The 16,308-nt window shown below is 70.5% G+C and carries 15 protein-coding genes and 5 tRNA genes; 13 read left to right on the forward strand and 7 right to left on the reverse strand.

Going from position 1 to position 16,308, the window contains the following annotated elements:
* Nucleotides 1-313: 313 nt before the first annotated feature.
* The 4 genes from B446_RS26110 to B446_RS26125 form a co-directional block, all read right to left on the reverse strand.
* Nucleotides 314-889: a GTP-binding protein gene (locus tag B446_RS26110; RefSeq protein WP_020942433.1), complete on the reverse strand. Its 576-nt coding sequence runs from the start codon at nucleotides 887-889 to the stop codon at nucleotides 314-316.
* Nucleotides 870-1,268: a DUF742 domain-containing protein gene (locus B446_RS26115; RefSeq protein ID WP_009190816.1), complete on the reverse strand. Its 399-nt coding sequence runs from the start codon at nucleotides 1,266-1,268 to the stop codon at nucleotides 870-872. The genes B446_RS26110 and B446_RS26115 overlap by 20 nt, the downstream gene beginning before the upstream one ends.
* 111 nt (nucleotides 1,269-1,379) lie before the next feature.
* The gene (locus tag B446_RS26120; RefSeq protein WP_003973453.1) at nucleotides 1,380-1,793 is read right to left on the reverse strand and encodes a roadblock/LC7 domain-containing protein; all 414 of its coding nucleotides are present in this window, start codon (nucleotides 1,791-1,793) and stop codon (nucleotides 1,380-1,382) included.
* Between the two features lie 9 nt (nucleotides 1,794-1,802).
* Entirely contained in the window at nucleotides 1,803-5,534 is a 3,732-nt protein-coding gene (locus B446_RS26125; protein WP_106960616.1) for a nitrate- and nitrite sensing domain-containing protein, read from the reverse strand.
* Between the two features lie 558 nt (nucleotides 5,535-6,092).
* On the opposite strand from B446_RS26125, the gene B446_RS26130 reads away from it, so the two are divergent.
* The 9 genes from B446_RS26130 to B446_RS26175 all read left to right on the forward strand — a co-directional run bounded on the left by B446_RS26130 (nucleotide 6,093) and on the right by B446_RS26175 (nucleotide 10,890).
* Entirely contained in the window at nucleotides 6,093-6,281 is a 189-nt protein-coding gene (locus tag B446_RS26130) for a hypothetical protein (RefSeq protein ID WP_020942435.1), read from the forward strand.
* Between the two features lie 934 nt (nucleotides 6,282-7,215).
* Nucleotides 7,216-8,001 (forward strand): fumarylacetoacetate hydrolase family protein, encoded by a 786-nt coding sequence (locus B446_RS26140; protein ID WP_020942437.1) that lies wholly within the window; start codon nucleotides 7,216-7,218, stop codon nucleotides 7,999-8,001.
* Nucleotides 7,994-9,487, forward strand: coding sequence for a glutamate--tRNA ligase (gene gltX, locus B446_RS26145; protein WP_078614799.1), 1,494 nt, complete (start codon nucleotides 7,994-7,996; stop codon nucleotides 9,485-9,487). Before B446_RS26140 ends, gltX begins: the two co-directional genes overlap by 8 nt.
* Before the next feature lie 119 nt (nucleotides 9,488-9,606).
* Nucleotides 9,607-10,338 carry an HAD family hydrolase gene (locus B446_RS26150; protein WP_020942439.1) on the forward strand — a complete coding sequence of 244 codons (732 nt, stop codon included), beginning with the start codon at nucleotides 9,607-9,609 and terminating at the stop codon, nucleotides 10,336-10,338.
* A 91-nt stretch (nucleotides 10,339-10,429) separates the two neighbouring features.
* Nucleotides 10,430-10,501, forward strand: a tRNA-Gln gene (locus B446_RS26155).
* Between the two features lie 21 nt (nucleotides 10,502-10,522).
* Nucleotides 10,523-10,595, forward strand: a tRNA-Glu gene (locus B446_RS26160).
* 29 nt (nucleotides 10,596-10,624) lie between these two features.
* A tRNA-Glu gene (locus B446_RS26165) sits at nucleotides 10,625-10,697 on the forward strand.
* 20 nt (nucleotides 10,698-10,717) lie between these two features.
* Nucleotides 10,718-10,789 (forward strand) — tRNA-Gln (locus tag B446_RS26170).
* Nucleotides 10,790-10,817: 28 nt separating this feature from the next.
* Nucleotides 10,818-10,890 (forward strand) — tRNA-Glu (locus B446_RS26175).
* 192 nt (nucleotides 10,891-11,082) lie between these two features.
* Here B446_RS26175 and ndgR read toward each other — a convergent pair.
* Nucleotides 11,083-11,799 (reverse strand): IclR family transcriptional regulator NdgR, encoded by a 717-nt coding sequence (gene ndgR / locus B446_RS26180; RefSeq protein ID WP_020942440.1) that lies wholly within the window; start codon nucleotides 11,797-11,799, stop codon nucleotides 11,083-11,085.
* A 188-nt stretch (nucleotides 11,800-11,987) separates the two neighbouring features.
* Between ndgR and leuC the strand changes: the two genes are divergently transcribed.
* The 4 genes from leuC to B446_RS26200 all read left to right on the forward strand — a co-directional run bounded on the left by leuC (nucleotide 11,988) and on the right by B446_RS26200 (nucleotide 15,297).
* Nucleotides 11,988-13,412, forward strand: coding sequence for a 3-isopropylmalate dehydratase large subunit (leuC, locus tag B446_RS26185; RefSeq protein ID WP_020942441.1), 1,425 nt, complete (start codon nucleotides 11,988-11,990; stop codon nucleotides 13,410-13,412).
* A gap of 5 nt (nucleotides 13,413-13,417) precedes the next feature.
* The gene (gene leuD / locus B446_RS26190; protein WP_020942442.1) at nucleotides 13,418-14,011 is read left to right on the forward strand and encodes a 3-isopropylmalate dehydratase small subunit; all 594 of its coding nucleotides are present in this window, start codon (nucleotides 13,418-13,420) and stop codon (nucleotides 14,009-14,011) included.
* A 265-nt stretch (nucleotides 14,012-14,276) separates the two neighbouring features.
* Entirely contained in the window at nucleotides 14,277-14,507 is a 231-nt protein-coding gene (locus B446_RS26195) for a hypothetical protein (protein ID WP_020942443.1), read from the forward strand.
* 136 nt (nucleotides 14,508-14,643) lie between these two features.
* Nucleotides 14,644-15,297: an HU family DNA-binding protein gene (locus B446_RS26200; protein WP_020942444.1), complete on the forward strand. Its 654-nt coding sequence runs from the start codon at nucleotides 14,644-14,646 to the stop codon at nucleotides 15,295-15,297.
* A gap of 72 nt (nucleotides 15,298-15,369) precedes the next feature.
* On the opposite strand, the gene B446_RS40410 is transcribed toward B446_RS26200, so the two are convergent.
* Nucleotides 15,370-15,573 (reverse strand): hypothetical protein, encoded by a 204-nt coding sequence (locus B446_RS40410; RefSeq protein WP_020942445.1) that lies wholly within the window; start codon nucleotides 15,571-15,573, stop codon nucleotides 15,370-15,372.
* A 50-nt stretch (nucleotides 15,574-15,623) separates the two neighbouring features.
* Entirely contained in the window at nucleotides 15,624-16,262 is a 639-nt protein-coding gene (cofC, locus tag B446_RS26210; protein WP_020942446.1) for a 2-phospho-L-lactate guanylyltransferase, read from the reverse strand.
* Between the last annotated feature and the right edge of the window lie 46 nt (nucleotides 16,263-16,308).

The following is a 16,308-nucleotide window of genomic DNA, read 5'->3' on the forward strand; positions in this document are numbered from 1 at the left end:
CGACCACTCGGTAGGTACGTCTTTGACTAATGGGCAGTTCAGGCATTCCAGCACGTGGACCAGCGCACTTCCAAACAGTGGAAACACCTGATCGACGCTCTTGTAAGCCCCAGATAAAACGGTCATAAAGAGCGAGCCCCGCCAAAAGGCGGGGCATTCGTGCGCACAGCGGCACCGCTCGACCGCGTCGCGTGGTGACGCCGGGGGATTCCTCTGCCGAACTGTTATGAACACCGGAGCCGACCGTGTGCAAGGCCACAGCCGGCTCCGAGGGTCCTACGACAACTGCCGTACGACATGTCGAACTTGGGTGCTACCGCAGGCGTGCCATCAGGGCGTGCTCCACCAGCGTGATCAGCGCGCTCTTGGCGTCCGCGCGGTGGCGGGCGTCGGTCGTGATGATCGGGGCGTCGGGACCGATCTGCAGCGCCTCGCGCACTTCCTCCGGGGTGTACGGCTGCTGTCCGTCGAAGCCGTTGAGGGCGATGACGAACGGCAGGCCGCTGTTCTCGAAGTAGTCCACCGCCGGGAAGCAGTCGGCGAGACGGCGGGTGTCCACCAGGACCACCGCGCCGATGGCGCCGCGGACCAGGTCGTCCCACATGAACCAGAAGCGGTCCTGGCCCGGCGTACCGAACAGGTACAGGATCAGGTCCTGGTCCAGGGTGATGCGGCCGAAGTCCATGGCCACCGTGGTGGTGGTCTTGTCCCCGGTGTGGGTGAGGTCGTCGATGCCCGCCGAGGCGGACGTCATGACGGCCTCCGTACGCAGCGGGTTGATCTCCGAGACGGCGCCGACGAACGTGGTCTTGCCCACGCCGAAGCCGCCCGCCACCACGATCTTCGCGGAGGTGGTGGCCCGGCCCCCGTCAGAGCTTGCGAAGTCCACTGAGCACCCTTTCGAGCAGCGTCACGTCCGGAGCGCCGCCGTTGTTCTCGTCGCCACCAGGCTGGTGGATGGCGACCAGGCCGGCCTCGGCGAGGTCGGCGACCAGGATCCGGGCCACACCGAGCGGCATGGCCAGCAGCGCGGAGACCTCCGCGACCGACTTGACCTCCCGGCACAGGTGGCAGATGCGCTGGTGCTCCGGAAGGAGTCCCATCAGGGCTGCCGGGTCGGCCGTGGTGCTGATCAGTGCCTCGATGGCCAGCTGGTACCGCGGCCGGGTCCGGCCGCCGGTCATCGCGTACGGCCTCACCAGCGGCTGGTCGCCCTCATCCCCGTACGGCTCGGCGTACGGATCATGATGGGCGGTGGGCGGGGTCATGAATCCTCCGGGCGGGACAGCAAGTCGGTCAGTCGTGCCGTCTGACGGGGCCGGTGGGGGGATTGTGGCGGCCGGACGGTGTTTTCGTGAGGTGGGTGGTGCCGGAGCGGGTCAGTGGAGCAGACTGCCCTGGAGTTCGGCGCGCAGGTCCGGGGTCAGTACCGCACCCGCGCGGTCGACGAGCAGGGCCATCTCGTAGCCGACCAGACCGATGTCGCACTCGGGGTGGGCCAGGACCGCGAGGGACGACCCGTCCGAGACGGACATCAGGAAGAGGAAGCCGCGCTCCATCTCCACGACCGTCTGGGCCACGTTGCCGCCCTCGAAGATCCGGGAGGCCCCGGCCGTGAGGGAGGTCAACCCGGACGCGACGGCCGCGAGCTGGTCCGCGCGGTCGCGCGGAAAGCCTTCGGACATCGCCAGCAGAAGGCCGTCGGCGGAGACCACCACGGTGTGGGACACCCCGGGGGTGTTGTCCACGAAGTTGGTGATCAACCAGTTCAGGTTCTGTGCCGCCTGGCTCATCGGACTCAACTAACGCTCCTGCTGGTGAGTGGGGCTGGGGAAGCTGCCGGTCTGGCCGTTGCCGGCCTGGCGGCCCTGTGCGATGCCCCGACGGAGATTGGTCAGCCGGCCGCGTACGTCGTCAGGCGCACGCGAGACCTGCGGACCGGCTTGGTGCTGTTGCTGCTGAGCCGTGCCCGGGACGAGGTTCGCCCGGGGCACCCGGCGCGGCAGGCCGGAGGTGGTGATGCCGCCCGCCGCGGGCTGTCGTACGCGCTCCGCCTGACGGACGAGTTCGTCGTTCGGCGAAGTGCGCCATGACCCGGTCGTGGAGGCCGGGCGCTGAGGGGCCGGTGCCTGCTGCTGAGGAGCGGGCACCGGGGTGTTGTCCGGCTGCTGACCACCCTGCTGACCCTGCTGGCCGTGGAACCAGTTGGTCTCCAGCGTGTCGAACAGCGGGGTACGGCCGTCGCCGGGACCGCTGGCCGGCGGCAGCGCCTCCGGCTCCTGGCGGACCGGACGCTGCGGGGCCGGCCGGCGCGGGGCGCCGAAGTCGGCACGGCCACCCGGCTGCGGACGCTCGAACTGACCGGTGCCCGCGGGACCCTGGTCCGGCCGGCCGGGCAGCGCGTGCTGCCCGGTCGAGCCGCCGTCGAAGCCCGCGTCGTAGTTCTGCGGGACCGGGAACTGGCCCGTGCTCTGCGGGTCCTGCTGCGCCGGCGTGCCGTACACGTCCGAGCGGGTGAACTGGCCGCCGCCCTGCTGCCCGTACTGACCGTTGTCCTGCTGGCCGTACTGGGCGAACTGGCCGGTCTGCTGCTGCGGGGCTTCGGCACCGGGGCGCGCGAACTGGCCGGTGGAGCCGGCCGTACCGAGGTCGGGGCGGGGGAACTCACCCGTCGAGCCCGGACCCTGGGCGTCGATGCGCGGCATCTGCGTGGTCGAGCCCGGACCCTGCCGGTCGTCGCCGCGCGGTACGCGCCCGGTGTGCGCCGCGTCCTGCTCGTCGTGGCCGCGCGGGGCGTCCAGCGAGGCACGGGAGACCGGGGCCTGGGCGTTGTCGCTCCAGTCCGGGGTGCGGGGCGCGGGCGGGTTGCCGCCGGGCAGCTCGGCCCGCGGGCCGCCGCGCGGCGCGAGCTGCGGCTGCCTGCCCTGGTCCGCGGCACCGCCGCGCTGCGGGGCCTGGCCACGTCCGCCGAAGAGGTCCTGGGAGCCCGCGGGCTGCTGACCCTGCTGGGCGCCGAAGCCGCCGGCACCCGCCGGGGCCGGCCGGCCCTGCTGACCGGGACCCTGGGGACCGCGCGCGCCACCGGGCGCGCCGGGACGGCCGCCCTGGCCGGCACCGGGCAGCGCGGCCCGGGGGCCCTGGGCGGCGCCGACCTGGCCGCGCGGGCCCTGGCCCGCGCCGAGGTGGCCGGCCGACGGCGTGCCGCCGAGGGCGCCACCGGGGGCACCCGCGGGACCGCCCGCGCCGTTGTTGCCGTTGCTGCGGCGGGCGGCCGCGGCACCGGCCGCGGCCTGCGCGGCGGCCGGGCCACCGGTGGAGGCGGGCGCGCCGGGCTTGCCGGGAGCGGGCTTCTTGCCGCCCTGGGCGACGTCCACCGGCAGCATGACCAGCGCGGTCGTACCACCGGAGTCGGACGGCCGGAGCTGGATGCGGATGCCGTGACGCTGCGACAGACGACCGACCACGAACAGACCCATGCGGCGGGAGACCGAGACGTCCACGGTGGGCGGCGAGGCGAGCCGCTCGTTGATCGCCGCGAGGTCCTCGGGGGAGAGACCGATACCGGTGTCGTGGATCTCGATCAGCACACGGCCGTCGGGCAGCGCGTGACCGGTGACCTTGACCTTGGTCTGCGGTGAGGAGAAGGAGGTCGCGTTCTCGAGCAGCTCGGCGAGGAGGTGCACGAGGTCGTTGACCACGCGGCCGGCGACCTCGGTCGTCGGCACGGCGGCCAGCTCGATGCGCTCGTACTGCTCCACCTCGGACGCGGCGGCGCGGAGCACGTCGACCAGCGGGACCGGGCGGGTCCAGCGCCGGCCGGGCTCCTCACCGGCGAGGACGAGGAGGTTCTCACCGTTACGGCGCATGCGGGTCGCGAGGTGGTCGAGCTTGAACAGCGAGGAGAGCTGGTCCGGGTCGGCCTCGCGGGACTCCAGCTCGGAGATGAGCGAGAGCTGGCGCTGGATGAGGCCCTGGGAGCGGCGCGAGAGGTTGGTGAACATCGCGTTGACGTTGCCCCGCAGCAGGGCCTGCTCGGCGGCGAGGCGGACGGCCTCGCGGTGCACGTCGTCGAAGGCCGCGGCCACCTGGCCGATCTCGTCCCGGGAGTGCACACCGACCGACTCCACGGACGTGTCGACGTCCTGCGGGTCGGCCTCGGAGAGCTGCTTGACCAGCTCGGGCAGCCGGTCCTGGGCGACCTTCGTGGCGGTGTCCTGCAGCCGGCGCAGCGAGCGGATCATGGACCGGGCCACGACGAACGCGCCGACGAGCGAGATGCCGAGGACGATCAGGATCAGGACACCGGAGATGATCGCGTCCTGTTCCTTGGACGACTTCAGCTCGCGGGCCTTCTGCTCCATGTCCTCGAGCAGCGTGTGCTCGATGTTCTTCATCTGCTGGATCTTGGAGGTGCTGTCGTCCACCCAGTCGCGGTAGGACCGCGCCGGCAGACCGTCGAGGCCGTCGCGGGACTCGAAGGTCCGCTTGGCGTAGAGGTCCGCGGCCTGGATGGTCGGGTTGTTCTCCTCGATCGGCTTGAGCAGCGCGTCCGGGTTCTGGGCGCTGTAGATCTTCCGGAAGATCGCGATCTGGGAGTTCTCGCTCTCGTACGCCGACTGGCCGTAGAGGCGGTCGTTGTCCGAGAGGTGGCCCTTGGAGGTGTTGCTGGAGGTGAGGGCCGCGGCGATGACGGCGCGCTGCACCGAGGCGTACTCCTTGGCGGCCGAGAACGCCGCCAGGGCACGGGTACGGGAGATCATCTCCGGGTTGCTGGACGCCTCCGCCATGGACTGGGAGAGGTCGATCAGCTGGGTGATCAGCCGGTGGTAGGCCTCGACCGTCTGCGTCGAGTTGTTCTTCGACTGGTAGGCGGTCCGGCGGATCTTGGCCAGGTCGTCCAGCTGGTTGGCGAGGCTCACCAGGGTGTCGCGGACGCCCTGCAGGTTGCCGTTCTTGCTGGCCTCGTCGATCTGCTCGGAGGCGTTGAGGAAGTTCTCGCGGGCCCGGTCGGTCTTGTCCTCGTAGCCCTTGACCTCGTAGGTCGTCGTGACGCCGTGCGACAGGGGGCCGGCGGACTGGTCACGCTCGTCCTGCAGCGCCATGGCCAGCTCGGTGGCCTGCTTGGTCATGTCCGTCAGCAGCTTCATGTTGTCGAGCTGCTGGATGTCGGTCACGTTCTGGTCGATGCGCAGCGCGCCCAGCGAGGTCGCCGCGACGACCGGGAGCGCGAGCAGCGAGACCAGACGCGTGGAGATGCGCCAGTTGCGCAGGGCCAGGCGCGAGCCGGGGCCGGTCGGGGCCTTGGGGGACTGCACGTCCGGCGTCGGGTTCGTGGTCTTGTTCTTCGTGGAGCCCGGCGGACCCGTCAGGGCCGAGACGCCGGAGCGCCCGGGGCGCTCACCGCCGTCACCGGCCGGCGCCGAGCCCGGGTTCTGGGCGTGCTGGGGCGAGGAGCTGCCCTTCATCGGGCCAGTCCCGTCGTGCGACTCCGGCTCCGCCGAAGCGCTGCCATCCCTCTTGAAACGTCCCTGCACTAGCGTCGCAACCTCTGGACCAGGCGCCCCTCCGGTTGAACGGAGGGACACGGTGTCGGCGTATTGAAGAGCGCCCTGAATGCGCCCTCCGGGTGGTCTTGAGTGACCGGCGCAGGCTCCCCCTATCTCGCCGCCACTCGGCGCTGCGTAGCGCCCCCTGCGCGCCGGCTCGATCCCGCGGCGGTCCGTGGAATTCCAGCACAGTGCAGGATCTCCAACAAGGGCCGTGTCCCGAGCTGTGACCTCCGTGACACGTAGTGAGTCAGGCGTCACCACCCGTGGAGGGCGATTCCCCGCGAAACGGGCGTACCGCTGCGAGTCGTCGTCCCACGTCCGGTGTCCCAGTCGCCATGATCAGGAGCGGAATGGAAGCTTCAGGGGGTCAATGTCCGTTTCGCTGAGGAGAGTTGTCAGCCGGAATTGACCGGTTTGCCCCCACGTTCGTGAGCAAACTCACACGCAGATCATGGGGAGTTCACGTCTGTGGCAGGGAATCGGATGTTTAGCCTGACGCTTTACACGATGAAGCACTCTGTCTCGACCAACAGGACGACAACGGTGAAGACGACGATGATGTTCCGCAACATAGCCAACCCGCGGCGCACGACGCTGGCGCACCTCGAGGACGCCGACGACCTGCAGACGCCCGAGCTGCCGGAGCACTCCGTCGACCTGCCCGCCCAGACGGCCAACCCCCGCCGCACCGTCCTGATGGAGGTCCCGGCAAGCGTGGCGGCCGGCGAGTAGCCGAGCGCACCCCCGCTGTCGAGCGCGGTCCGCGGGTCACGTCCCCGAGACGATCCTCCGGGCCGCGCTCACTGTGTGCCGGTGCAGGTCCCGCAGCCGCCGCAGCACCGTGATCCGCTCACGGATCATCCCGCGCTGGATCCCGGCCTCGGCCCTCGCGCCCTGACGCCGCGGTCCCGCATCGCGTCCGCCTTTCCGTGGAATGCGGACTTCTTTCCGTAGAGCACGTCGCGCTGCTCCGCTTCGAGTTCCGGCGCGGGGTCTCTCGGCTGCGGCGGCAGATGGTATCCGTAGCGCGCCGCGACGGTCATGTCGGTTATTCCGTACCGGAGGTCCGAGGTCGCACCGGAGGTGCTTTTCCGCACGGGCCGGCAGGAAAGCCCGAAACCTTTCATGCAGTCGCGGGCCAGAATCTGCTGCGCGGACTCGATGACCGCGTACTCCGCGTCGCTGTAGCTGTAGGCCGCGAGGGTGCCGGCCCCGGGGACGACGGGCCGGGGGAGGCGTAGCCCGCCAGGAGTGCCGGCAGGGCGAGCAGCGCGGCGGTACACGCCCCGCGTCGGCGCCTCGGTTCCACTTGTAGCAGCCGGTGCCGCGGAATGCGGTGAAGGAACCGGTCCGGCCGCTGTTGTAGAAGAAGATTCCGCAGTCCTTCTCCTCGTTCAGGCAGTAGCCGGAATGACGGCGGCGATGGTTTTCCGTGGGGGATACTGAAATCCTGATCCGGTCCGATCAATAGCGTTTCAGGCCACGGAAAGAGGAGAGGCCGCCGAATGCCCGGGCGGGAAACGCGCGAAATTCGAAATTCCGGTACGCCGGTTTCCGGTGCGGAAAAGACGCGGTCGCCACGCCGTACTGCCCGAACGCCGGGCGGCCCGACCGGTTAACCTGGGGCGTCAGTACGCCGGTTCTCAGTAAGGGGCGCAAGGATCCCGTGCGCATCGCCAGGTTCTCCATCGACGGGAACGTCGCCTTCGGCGCGGTCGAGGGCGACAAGCAGGACGAACTCGTCCTCGACATCATCAAGGGCATCCCGTTCGCGGACTTCGAGCTGTCCGGGACGAAGGTGCCGCTGAGCAAGGTCAGGCTGCTGCCTCCGGTGCTCCCCAACAAGGTCGTGGCGTTCGGGCGCAACTACGCCGACCACGCCAGGGAGCTCGGCCACGAGGTGCCCGACGTCCCCTTCGCCTTCTTCAAGCCCTCCACCTCGGTCATCGGGCCCGGCGACGAGATCCGGTACCCGGCCTTCTCGCAGGAACTGCACCACGAGGCCGAGCTGGCCGTCGTCATCGGCCGCATGTGCCGCGAGGTCCCGCGCGAGCGCGTCAAGGACGTGGTCTTCGGCTACACCTGCGCCAACGACGTCACCGCCCGGGACGTGCAGAAGCGGGAGAAGCAGTGGGCGCGGGCCAAGGGCTTCGACACCTCCTGTCCGCTGGGCCCCTGGGTGGAGACGGACCTGGACCTCGACCGGGCGAACGACCTGACCGTCCAGCTCACCGTCAACGGTGACCAGCGCCAGCTCGGCCGCACCAGCGAGATGATCCATCCCATCGAGGACCTGATCGTCAACATCTCCGAGGCCATGACCCTGCTGCCCGGCGACGTCATCCTCACCGGCACCCCCGCGGGGGTCGGCCCCCTGAACGTCGGCGACGAGGTCGCCGTCACCATCGAAGGCATCGGCACTCTCACCAACAAGGTTGTCAAGCGTGGCTAGCGCATCCGGCTCCCCAGTACGCGTCCGTTTCTGCCCCTCGCCCACCGGTAACCCCCACGTGGGCCTGGTCCGCACCGCCCTGTTCAACTGGGCGTTCGCCCGCCACCACCGGGACAGCGGTGCTCAGTTCGTATTCCGCATCGAGGACACCGACGCGGCCCGCGACTCCGAGGAGTCGTACAACCAGCTCCTCGACGCGATGCGCTGGCTGGGCTTCGACTGGGACGAGGGCCCCGAGGTCGGCGGCCCGCACGCGCCGTACCGGCAGTCGCAGCGCATGGACCTGTACAAGGACGTCGCCGACAAGCTCCTCGAGGCCGGCCACGCCTACCACTGCTACTGCTCCCAGGAGGAGCTGGACACCCGCCGCGAGGCCGCCCGCGCCGCCGGCAAGCCGTCCGGCTACGACGGGCACTGCCGCGACCTGAGCGAGGCGCAGGTCGAGGAGTACCGGGCCCTGGGCCGCTCCCCGATCGTCCGCTTCCGCATGCCCGACGAGACGATCACCTTCGACGACCTGGTCCGCGGCGAGATCACGTACCTCCCGGAGAACGTGCCGGACTACGGCATCGTCCGCGCCAACGGCGCCCCGCTGTACACGCTGGTGAACCCGGTCGACGACGCGCTGATGGAGATCACCCACGTGCTGCGCGGCGAGGACCTGCTCTCCTCCACCCCGCGGCAGATCGCCCTGTACAAGGCGCTGACCGAGCTGGGCATCGCCAAGGCGACTCCCGCCTTCGGCCACCTGCCCTACGTGATGGGCGAGGGCAACAAGAAGCTCTCCAAGCGTGACCCGCAGGCCTCGCTCAACCTCTACCGCGAGCGCGGCTTCCTGCCCGAGGGCCTGCTCAACTACCTGTCCCTGCTCGGCTGGTCGCTCTCGGCCGACCAGGACATTTTCTCGGTCGAGGAGATGGTCGCGGCCTTCGACATCAAGGACGTGAACCCCAACCCGGCGCGCTTCGACCTGAAGAAGTGCGAGGCGATCAACGCCGACCACATCCGGATGCTCGACGTGAAGGACTTCACGGAGCGCTGCGCGCCCTGGCTGAGGGCCCCCTTCGCCACCTGGGCGCCGGAGGACTTCGACGAGACCAAGTGGCGGGCGATCGCGCCGCACGCGCAGACCCGTCTGAAGGTCCTCTCCGAGATCACGGAGAACGTCGACTTCCTGTTCCTGCCGGAGCCGGTCTTCGACGAGGCGAGCTGGGCGAAGGCGATGAAGGAGGGCTCCGACGCCCTGCTCCGCACGGCCCGGGAGAAGCTGGAGGCGGCCGACTGGGCGTCCCCCGACTCCCTCAAGGAGGCCGTCCTGGCGGCCGGTGAGGCCCACGGCCTCAAGCTCGGCAAGGCCCAGGCGCCGGTCCGCGTCGCCGTCACCGGCCGCACCGTCGGCCTGCCCCTCTTCGAGTCCCTCGAGGTCCTGGGCAAGGAGAAGACGCTGGCCCGCATCGACGCGGCGCTGGCGAAGCTGGCCGCGTAGCGGACGCCCTGCGCCGAGGGGCGGCACCCGGGACCCCCGGGTGCCGCCCCTCGGCGTCCACGCGTCCGTCGCCGGCATCCGGGGGACGGGAGGGCGGCGCGCCGGTTACCGTCGGTGTCATGACGATCAGAGCCGTCGTCTGGGACGTCGACGACACCCTTTTCGACTACACGACCGCCGACCGCGAGGGCATGCGCGCCCACCTGGCCGCCGAGGGGCTGCTCGCCGGGTACGCGACCCCGGAGCAGGCGCTCGGACGGTGGCGGGAGATCACCGACCGGCAGTGGGCCCGCTTCTCGGCGGGGGAGGTCTCCTTCGACGGGCAGCGCCGCGACCGCGTGCGGGTCTTCCTCGACCGGGAGCTGTCCGACGCGGAGGCGGACGCCTGGTTCCGGCGTTACATCGGTCACTACGAGGCCGCCTGGGCGCTCTTCCCGGACGTGCTGCCCGCCCTGGACGCCCTCGCCGGCAGCCACCGGCACGCCGTCCTGTCGAACTCCAGCCTCACGGTCCAGGAGCACAAGCTGCGCACCCTCGGTCTCCTCGACCGCTTCGAGAGCGTGCTGTGCGCCGCCGAGCTGGGCGTCTCCAAGCCCGAGCCCGGCGCCTTCCTCGCGGCCTGCGAAGCCCTCGGCCTGCCCCCGGGCCAGGTGGCGTACGTGGGCGACCACCCGGAGATCGACGGCCGGGGCGCCGCCGAGGCCGGGCTGCTGTCCGTGTGGATCGACCGCGGCGGGGTGTACCCGAGGGACCCGGACGCCGTCTCGGCGCACCGGATCTCGACCCTGGCCGAACTGCCCGCGCTGGTCCGCTCCGATACTCGTTTTGGAGCCCCGTCCACCTTCGGGTAATGTTCTTCCTGCGCCGCCGGGGAGCGGGCCGAAAGGCCGGAACCCGGGGGAGCGAACTAGAACGAGATCCCCTCAGGGGCTTGAGTTCCAGTGGCCTATGGTGTAATTGGCAGCACGACTGATTCTGGTTCAGTTAGTCTTGGTTCGAGTCCAGGTAGGCCAGCTCGCAGAGCTCATCTGCAAAGCCCCCGTTGTGTAGCGGCCTAGCACGCTGCCCTCTCAAGGCAGTAGCGCCGGTTCGAATCCGGTCGGGGGTACTGATCTCGATCAAGTCGGGATCGCTAGGGCCCCCGTTGTGTAGCGGCCTAGCACGCCGCCCTCTCAAGGCGGTAGCGCCGGTTCGAATCCGGTCGGGGGTACGACTGGTCTAAACCATCATTGGTCTATGGTGTAATTGGCAGCACGACTGATTCTGGTTCAGTTAGTCTTGGTTCGAGTCCAGGTAGACCAGCTCGGATCTGCGGAAACGTAAGATCCTCGCCCCCGTTGTGTAGCGGCCTAGCACGCCGCCCTCTCAAGGCGGTAGCGCCGGTTCGAATCCGGTCGGGGGTACGACACGAAGGCCCTCCACCTCGGTGGAGGGCCTTCGTCGTGTCCGGGGCCTGCCGGCGGCGGCAACTCGACGTACGGGGTGAGTTGTTTGGCCTGCCGCCCGGCGGCGGGCGCCGACGCGCCTCGGCCGGTCCCGGCGGAGCACGGTGCCGCGGCGTTGGGGCGACCGTGTTCCGGCGGGACCGCGCCGGTTCAGCCCGTGCGGCGCAGGGCCTCGGAGAGGCGGGACGCGGCGTCGATGACGGCCTGGGCGTGCATCCGGCCCGGGTGCCGGGTCAGGCGCTCGATGGGGCCGGAGACGGAGACGGCGGCCACCACGCGGTTGGAGGGGCCGCGCACGGGCGCGGAGACGGACGCGACGCCCGGCTCGCGCTCGCCGATGGACTGGGCCCAGCCGCGCCGCCGTACGCCCGACAGGGCCGTCGCCGTGAAGCGGGCGCCCTGCAGACCCCGGTGCAGCCGCTCGGGCTCCTCCCAGGCCATCAGGATCTGCGCCGAGGAGCCGGCCTTCATGGTCAGCGTGGAGCCGACCGGGACCGTGTCCCGCAGGCCGGACAGGCGTTCCGCCGCGGCCACGCAGATCCGCATGTCACCCTGGCGGCGATAGAGCTGCGCGCTCTCACCGGTGACGTCGCGGAGGTGGGTGAGCACGGGGCCCGCCGTGGCGAGCAGCCGGTCCTCGCCGGCCGCGGCCGCGAGCTCCGCGAGGCGCGGGCCGAGGATGAACCGGCCCTGCATGTCGCGTGCCACCATGCGGTGGTGTTCCAGGGCCACGGCCAGGCGGTGGGCCGTGGGTCGTGCCAGTCCGGTGGCCCCGACCAGACCCGCGAGGGTGGCCGGACCGGACTCCAGAGCGCTCAGGACGAGGGCCGCCTTGTCCAGAACGCCGACGCCGCTACTGTTGTCCATGCAACGATACTCCCGTCTCACTCTGTGAAACGCAAGTTCAATTTTCCATGGAACGCGCCACTCTGGAATCACACAGCGGCCCGTGGACCACGGGGCCTGGCGGCGGACGCCCGAACCGGGGCGCGGGCAGCCGCTTCCTGAAGATCTCTAGTTGTGTCGGTGGAAGCGTGCCGACCGGAGGGAAAGCGATGGGTAGGACACTCGCGGAGAAGGTCTGGGACGACCACGTCGTCCGGCGCGCCGAGGGCGAGCCCGACCTCCTCTACATCGATCTGCACCTGCTGCACGAGGTGACCAGCCCGCAGGCCTTCGACGGCCTGCGGCTCAGCGGCCGCAAGGTGCGCCGCCTCGACCTCACCATCGCGACCGAGGACCACAACACCCCGACCCTCGACATCGACAAGCCGATCGCCGACCCGGTCTCCCGGGCCCAGCTGGAGACGCTGCGCAAGAACTGCGCCGAGTTCGGCGTGCGCCTGCACCCGCTCGGCGACGTCGAGCAGGGTGTCGTGCACGTCGTGGGTCCGCAGCTGGGTCTGACCCAGCCCGGTACCACGGTCGTCTGCGGCGACTCCCACACCTCCACGCACGGCGCCTTCGGCGCGCTGGCGTTCGGCATCGGCACCTCGCAGGTCGAGCACGTGCTGGCCACCCAGACGCTGCCGCTGGCCCGCCCGAAGACCATGGCGATCACGGTCGACGGCGAGCTGCCCGAGGGCGTCACCGCCAAGGACCTGATCCTGGCGATCATCGCGAAGATCGGCACCGGCGGCGGCCAGGGCTACATCCTGGAGTACCGCGGCTCCGCCATCGAGAAGCTCTCGATGGAGGCCCGGATGACCATCTGCAACATGTCGATCGAGGCCGGTGCCCGCGCGGGCATGATCGCCCCCGACGAGACCACCTTCGCCTACCTCCAGGGCCGCCCGCACGCCCCCGAGGGCGCCGACTGGGACGCGGCGGTCGCGTACTGGAGGACGCTGCGCACCGACGAGGACGCCGTCTTCGACGCCGAGGTGCACATCGACGCCGCCGCACTGTCGCCGTTCGTCACCTGGGGTACCAACCCCGGCCAGGGCGCACCGCTTTCGGCCGCCGTCCCCGACCCGGCTTCGTACGAAGACGCTTCGGAGCGCCTGGCCGCCGAAAAGGCCCTGGAGTACATGGGGTTGGACGCCGGACAGCCGCTGCGCTCCATCAAGGTGGACACCGTCTTCGTAGGCTCCTGCACCAACGGGCGCATCGAGGACCTGCGTGCCGCCGCCGACCTGCTGCGGGGCCGCAAAGTCGCCGACGGGGTACGGATGCTGGTCGTCCCGGGCTCCGCGCGGGTCGGTCTGCAGGCCGTCTCCGAGGGCCTGGACGTGGTCTTCAAGGAGGCCGGCGCCGAATGGCGGCACGCGGGCTGCTCGATGTGCCTCGGCATGAACCCCGACCAGCTGGCCCCGGGCGAGCGTTCCGCGTCCACCTCCAACCGCAACTTCGAGGGACGGCAGGGCAAGGGCGGCCGCACCCACCTGGTGTCGCCGCAGGTCGCGGCCGCGACCGCCGTCCTCGGCCACCTGGCCTCGCCCGCCGACCTGTCCGACGCCCCCGTGCCCGCTGGAGTCTGAGAACCATGGAAGCCTTCACCACCCACACCGGCCGGGCCGTCCCGCTGCGCCGCAGCAACGTCGACACCGACCAGATCATCCCCGCCCACTGGCTCAAGAAGGTGACCCGGGACGGCTTCGAGGACGGGCTGTTCGAGGCCTGGCGCAAGGACGAGTCCTTCATCCTCAACCGGCCCGAGCGCCAGGGCGCCACGGTCCTGGTGGCCGGCCCCGACTTCGGCACCGGCTCCTCCCGGGAGCACGCCGTCTGGGCGCTGCAGAACTACGGCTTCAAGGCCGTGATCTCCTCCCGCTTCGCGGACATCTTCCGGGGCAACTCGCTGAAGAACGGGCTGCTCACGGTGGTCCTCGACCAGAAGGTCGTGGACGCGCTGTGGGAGCTGACCGAGGCCGACCCCACGGCCGAGGTCACGGTGGACCTCGAGGCCCGTGAGGTGCGCGCCCAGGGCGTCACCGCCGCCTTCGAGCTGGACGAGAACTCCCGCTGGCGGCTGCTCAACGGCCTGGACGACATCTCCCTCACGCTCCAGAACGAGGGCGACATCGCCGCCTACGAGGACAAGCGCCCCGCCTACAAGCCGCGCACCCTCCAGAGCTGATCCCCGGCGGCCGGACAAGTCGAGTTTCGGTCACCGCAACACTCCCGCCGTACCCCCGATCGCCACGATCGGGGGTACGGCCGTTTCTGCACCCGAACGGCCCCCTGCCGCTCCGGTCGGCCGGTCAACTTCCCACGTTAAACGCCTCGTTGGCCGGGTACGCGGTCACCGGTACCGCGGCGCCGGAAAGTGCCGAGATGGCTGTACGGGGCGGCAGTTGCACCCTGCGCAGGCGACAACTCGCCCCAGATGGCACAATCTGTGCATGGAACACGACGGCCAACTCGAGCTCTATACGGCGGTCGCGAACCAGCTCAAGGAAGCGCACGCAAGAGTGCGCGCACTGCAAGTCCCGGAGGGCGTACGGATGGCGCTGGCCCGGAAGCTGCTGGTCATTACGGCCGCGGCCAAGCACGATCCCGCCGCTGCGGCACGGCGGCTCGAGCGGTTCACCGAGGACCTGGACGAGGGTCGCATCCCCGAAGAGGACCGCTGAACAGCCCGAGACAACCGAGTCCGTTGCGGCACAAGGGTGATTAGCCCGTTTCGTGTTTGATTTGCGGTATATATCTGCCTAACGTGCGAAAAAGCTTGAACACTTTCGTTCTGGCGATGTCTCCGAAGGGGAAGACGTGAACAAGGCGCAGCTCGTAGAAGCGATTGCCGAGAAGGTGGGCGGCCGCCAGCAGGCCGCCGAAGCCGTCGATCATGTCCTGGACGCCATCGTCCGCGCGGTCGTCGCGGGCGAGCGGGTCTCGGTCACCGGTTTCGGGTCCTTCGAGAAGGTGGACCGTCCCGCTCGCTACGCCCGGAACCCCCAGACGGGCGAGCGGGTTCGCGTCAAGAAGACGTCCGTGCCGCGCTTCCGCGCCGGTCAGGGCTTCAAGGACCTGGTGAGCGGGTCGAAGAAGCTGCCGCGCGGCGGTGAGGTCTCCGTCAAGAAGGCGCCCAAGGGCAGCCTGACCGGCCTGGCTTCCGCCACGGTCAAGAAGGCCGCCGCGAAGAAGACCACCAAGGCCGCCGCGAAGAAGACCACGGCGAAGAAGGCGGCGCCGGCGAAGAAGACCACGGCCGCCGCCGCGAAGAAGACCACGGCGAAGAAGGCGGCGCCCGCCAAGAAGACCACGGCGACCGCCAAGACCACCGCCGCGAAGACCACCGCCAAGAAGGCGACGGCCAAGAAGGCCCCGGCCAAGAAGGTCACCGCCAAGAAGGCCCCGGCCAAGAAGTCGACGGCCCGCAAGACCACCGCCAAGAAGACCACCGCCCGCAAGGCGACGTCGTAAGGTCACCGGGACAGCCACGCGCCGGGCCGGACTCCCCTGGGGAGCCCGGCCCGCGGTGTTCTCCGGACGGTCTCAGAACGTCTGCAGGGTCACCAGCGTGATCCGCAGGGCGTCACCGGCGCCCTCGGTCTCGATCCGCACCCGCTGCCCGGGCCGCAGCAGCCGCAGCGCGCCCGCGTCGAACGCCGCCGCGCCGAAGGGCACCGGGGTGCCGTCGTCGAGCAGCACCTGCCCGCTGCGGGTCTCGGGGTCGTACGTGTATGCGGTCGCCTGCATGACCGCCAGCGTAGTGCCTGCGCCGGCCCGCCCGCGGCCCGCCGGCCCCTTCAGGAGCCCGGTATCAGCAGCCCCGCCGACACCGCCGCCGTGTACCGGCCGACGCCCAGCGCCAGCGCCGCGCGCAGGTCCTCGCCGGTGTCCACGTCCTGGCGTACCGAGTCGACCCCGCCGAGACCGAGTTCCGCCGCGCCGGAGACCCGGTGCCGGTCCCGGGAACCGGTACCGAAGGCCGGACTCAGATCCCGTCCGGGCGCCGCGGCCAGCAGAGTGGTCCCGAGGGCGGCCGCGTCCGCGAGAAAGGCGCGCGGGAATTCGGCCGCCGCGTCCAGCACCCGGGCCAATTCCGGCGGGCGCAGGGCCGGAAGATCGGCGTTCAGCGCCGCGACGGCGGCCTCGGGGTGCATTTCCCGTACGGCGTCCGCGCCGTGCCGGAGAGCGGCGTTCAGGCCGCTTCGCGGTGTGTCGGGGACGATCCGGGCGCCCAGCACGGCCAGTTCCCGGCCGGCCAGCACGTCGTCCGTGACGACCGCCACATGCGCCACCGCCCGGCACGCCAGCGCCGCGACCACCGTGTCCTGCGCGAACGCCAGGGCCAGACCGGGGCGCACCCCGTCGGCCGCCGTGTCCGAGAGCCTGCTCTTGGCCCGCGCCAGGGGCTTCAGGGGGATGACCAAGGTCCACTGCACCGGCGTACCGTCCCTCTCTCGTCGCGCTCATTGTCACCCGGTGCAT

It is taken from the genome of Streptomyces collinus Tu 365 (assembly GCF_000444875.1).
GTDB classification, from domain to species: domain Bacteria; phylum Actinomycetota; class Actinomycetes; order Streptomycetales; family Streptomycetaceae; genus Streptomyces; species Streptomyces collinus_A.

Coding starts and splice junctions, on each gene's coding strand:
- B446_RS26115 (WP_009190816.1), bottom strand. CDS start 1,268: ATGACCCCGCCCACCGCCCATCATGATCCGTACGCCGAGCCGTACGGG.
- B446_RS26120 (WP_003973453.1), bottom strand. CDS start 1,793: ATGAGCCAGGCGGCACAGAACCTGAACTGGTTGATCACCAACTTCGTG.
- B446_RS26150 (WP_020942439.1), top strand. CDS start 9,607: ATGACGATCAGAGCCGTCGTCTGGGACGTCGACGACACCCTTTTCGAC.
- ndgR (WP_020942440.1), bottom strand. CDS start 11,799: ATGGACAACAGTAGCGGCGTCGGCGTTCTGGACAAGGCGGCCCTCGTC.
- leuC (WP_020942441.1), top strand. CDS start 11,988: ATGGGTAGGACACTCGCGGAGAAGGTCTGGGACGACCACGTCGTCCGG.
- leuD (WP_020942442.1), top strand. CDS start 13,418: ATGGAAGCCTTCACCACCCACACCGGCCGGGCCGTCCCGCTGCGCCGC.
- B446_RS26195 (WP_020942443.1), top strand. CDS start 14,277: ATGGAACACGACGGCCAACTCGAGCTCTATACGGCGGTCGCGAACCAG.
- B446_RS40410 (WP_020942445.1), bottom strand. CDS start 15,573: ATGCAGGCGACCGCATACACGTACGACCCCGAGACCCGCAGCGGGCAG.